The sequence below is a fragment of the Acinetobacter entericus genome (assembly GCF_026168575.1).
GTDB lineage: Bacteria > Pseudomonadota > Gammaproteobacteria > Pseudomonadales > Moraxellaceae > Acinetobacter > Acinetobacter bouvetii.
Genome location: NZ_JAPEQW010000057.1, coordinates 1 through 2,794 on the forward strand (window position 1 = coordinate 1; position 2,794 = coordinate 2,794).

Sequence of the window (2,794 nt, forward strand, 5' to 3'; positions counted from 1 at the left end):
TTTAAATGGTTTATCGCATAGACATTTTAATTGGTGAATAACATCAGAATGGAATCAGTAATTTTCTTTAAATCTTGATAAAAAAGTATAGAAATTGATTCTATAAGCTAGAAAATTTTCTCTGCACACTTTTTCCAACTGTTGTTTAAAAGCCTCTTTATAACCAACAATACCGCATGTTACTCCAGTAGCTATGGCCATCCATTGGGATATATGCTCAGGAAGAAAAATATTGGCTGATCTCAAAATTATATTTTCAGCAATTTCAAAGAAAGCCGCTACAAGAAGAGCTACTATTACCGCCATAATCAAATGCCAAATGGTAAAATTTATTTTCATATATCTCCCCGTGTCTATACACTAGAAATTAACATATAAATTTTGCTTTCAATTAGCAGTTTGTTACTTTAAATCGAATAAAGCTCTATCTCTAGAATCTATCAAATATCGATCCATCTGAGCAATTAATTTAGCTCTGGCTTGTTCATCTTCTTCGGTAATTTTTAGCATGCAAGATCCGATTAAAATCTTACGTCTTGTATCATCTTTACGAGCCTGTTCTTTCTCTTTAGCACGTTCTCTTGCCAGTGCTGCCTGTCTTTGAGCCTTGAGCTGTTTCAGCTTCTCTTCCTGGGCTTTAATTTTGCTGTCTAGTGTTTCAGTAACGCTCATTCATTCAATACCATCATCCTAGGAAACCATTCCTAACATAAGCGCACTTGAATCTGCATTCAAGGTGCTATATGTATAGTAATGTTTTCCTCGAAGAGCGCACTTATGCAAACTTCGTTTGCAAGTCCGATTGGGGGAACCCCAATACCCCAACAACCGTATCCACGGTTGTATTTCACTACGTGAAAATTTAAAAGCGAAAAACAGGCATGGCGATTTACCACTTTTCAGTCAAAACCGTAGCACGATCAGCAGGGCGTTCCGCCACTGCTGCGATTGCCTATCGGTCAGGTGAAAAGATCTATTGTGAACGTGAAGGCCGAGAACATGATTACAGCCGAAAAACTGGGGTGGAATACAAAGAGATTTACTTACCCGAAGGCGCACCACAGCATTTAAAAAATCGGGAAAAACTTTGGAACGAAGTCGAACAACGGGAAACCCGAAAAAACTCGACTGTAGCCAGGGAATTTGAAATTGCCTTTCCAAGTGAATTAAACCAGGAACAACGTCTGGCCATGCTCGAAGAATTATGTGCCAGCATCGTGGAAAGACACCAAATAGCCGTCGATGCCTGCATCCATGCACCACATACCGGATCCGGCAGTGATGAGCGCAATTACCACGCCCATATCCTGATGAGCACACGTAAACTCACGCCAGAAGGTTTTACAGAAAAAACCCGGGAACTCGATCAGAAACACAGTGGAGAAATCGAGCACTGGCGCGAACACTTTGCAGATATCTGCAATATGCACCTCGACATGGCCGGATCCACAGCAAGGGTTGACCACCGCAGCTACAAAGACCAGGAGAATGGCTTGGAAGCGACCCTGCACGAAGGACCAAAAGTCACCGAACTACGCAGAAGAGGCATCGAAACCGAAATCAGCCGAACCAACGATGAAATCAAAGAAAGAAATCAGGCTCAGCTGCAATACGGCAAAAATATGGATCTACTGATTGCTGAAAATGAGATCACACTCAAAAAACTAAAAACAGAACAGCAGATGCATATCCAAAATAGCGCTAAAACGCCACCATTAAGCGCAGAAGAGCAATTTCAATATATACAGAGAGAAAACCTAAGCAAACTACTCAAAGGCGAAATCAGCGCAAAAGAGGCGAATTTAGACCTAGATTTTATGCAACACAATCTTGAGAAAGTCGAAGGTATCCTGAGAAAACAACAAAAGCACAAAAATGACTTCAATCAGCAGCTCGCCCAAGACATCGTGAAAAGCAGACTCAAACAAAGTCATGACAAATTGCAAAGCCTGGTGGATCAACACAACGAGTTAGGTCAGAACAAGCCCTTGCTGTTTGGAAAAAAAGCTTGGGAGGCACAACGTGATGCGATTTACCAGGAACACAAACAACTGAAAGATAGACATGAATACCAGAAAAAAAATGGTGTGAAGGATTTATTGGAAAACGAAAAATTCAAAGCACATGCCTGGACACAGTACCAAAAAGAGCATCCAGCCAAAGCCGAGGAATATCAGAACCTCTACCAATCCTACCGAGCTATTAAAAACGGTGTGGATAAGATCAAAGCAGAACAACAAATGAAACTTAGACAAGAACAACAGCTCAAAGCACAACAACAAGCTCCTAAAATGAAATCTCGTGGCATGAGGCGATAAACAGAGCGAGTGTCTACGAGCGAACAGAAGATATCTAAATTTTTCGCCTGCCTTTTCCCTGATTACAAGCTCCCTATCCATCAATCACCTGCTTTACAGAGCATCCCGAATGGGTGCGAACTTTCCAAGTTTGCTTCCTAAATCGAGCGAAGCGAGAAAAAAAGCTGATGAGCGAAGCGAATTCCGAGTTGCTTTTGATCTTGCTTTTGCTTTTTCTAAAAGTCACGAAAATATGAACCAAAAATTGCCCCGACGAATCGAGCGAAAGCGAGATTCAATAGAGTTTGAGCGAACGAAGTGAAGCGAAAACCAAGGGCAATTTTTCTTTGCCTGGGCTTTTAATTATTTTTTAAGTTTTTAAATGCTTTTAGATATGCTGAAAGCCTTTGTTGACAATGCTTTTAAGGTTTATATGACACCGTTTACCTTGCAATATGACACCGTTTACCTTGCAATATGACACCGTTTACCTTGCA

General features: G+C 41.0%; 3 protein-coding genes. 1 reads left to right on the plus strand and 2 read right to left on the minus strand.

Annotated elements, in window-relative coordinates; all coding sequences use genetic code 11:
• Nucleotides 1-54: 54 nt before the first annotated feature.
• Together OKC24_RS18770 and OKC24_RS18775 are read right to left on the minus strand one after the other, a co-directional pair.
• Nucleotides 55-339 (minus strand): hypothetical protein, encoded by a 285-nt coding sequence (locus tag OKC24_RS18770; protein ID WP_100358182.1) that lies wholly within the window; start codon nucleotides 337-339, stop codon nucleotides 55-57.
• Between the two features lie 63 nt (nucleotides 340-402).
• The gene (locus OKC24_RS18775) at nucleotides 403-672 is read right to left on the minus strand and encodes a DUF8583 domain-containing protein (RefSeq protein ID WP_265466191.1); all 270 of its coding nucleotides are present in this window, start codon (nucleotides 670-672) and stop codon (nucleotides 403-405) included.
• Between the two features lie 209 nt (nucleotides 673-881).
• On the opposite strand from OKC24_RS18775, the gene mobQ reads away from it, so the two are divergent.
• Nucleotides 882-2,318: a MobQ family relaxase gene (gene mobQ / locus OKC24_RS18780; RefSeq protein WP_265466192.1), complete on the plus strand. Its 1,437-nt coding sequence runs from the start codon at nucleotides 882-884 to the stop codon at nucleotides 2,316-2,318.
• Nucleotides 2,319-2,794: the final 476 nt, after the last annotated feature.

Coding starts and splice junctions, on each gene's coding strand:
- OKC24_RS18770 (WP_100358182.1), bottom strand. CDS start 339: ATGAAAATAAATTTTACCATTTGGCATTTGATTATGGCGGTAATAGTA.
- OKC24_RS18775 (WP_265466191.1), bottom strand. CDS start 672: ATGAGCGTTACTGAAACACTAGACAGCAAAATTAAAGCCCAGGAAGAG.
- mobQ (WP_265466192.1), top strand. CDS start 882: ATGGCGATTTACCACTTTTCAGTCAAAACCGTAGCACGATCAGCAGGG.